Below are 253 nucleotides of genomic sequence, written 5' to 3'. Positions count from 1 at the left end.
AAGAACCCACCAGCCAATTGCCCAGGCAACGAATGCACCTACAAAGATCCACCGACGAACCTTTGGCGAAAAGCGCTTGGTAGCCTCATCATGGCCCCACAGATACCATCCAATTGGCTGTGAGATCACGTAGAAGATGTCCATCGCAAATGAGCCGTAAGCGTGACTGATCCAGGCGATGTAGGTCATGGCCAGACATTGAATGATCCCGAAGATGAACGTAATCTTACGCCCCTTCATCCCGTAGACCAGA

At 51.4% G+C, this 253-nt stretch carries 1 protein-coding gene; it reads right to left on the bottom strand.

The features are described from left to right. The coding region (locus ACLUWI_RS10495) for a nicotinamide mononucleotide transporter (protein ID WP_412147259.1) at positions 1 to 253 on the bottom strand (253 nt) is incomplete at both ends.

The organism is Limosilactobacillus mucosae (genome assembly GCF_046939755.1).
Lineage (GTDB): Bacteria > Bacillota > Bacilli > Lactobacillales > Lactobacillaceae > Limosilactobacillus > Limosilactobacillus mucosae_A.
The sequence above is the reverse complement of the archived record's forward strand: the minus strand, read 5'-3'. Positions and strand labels throughout refer to the sequence as shown.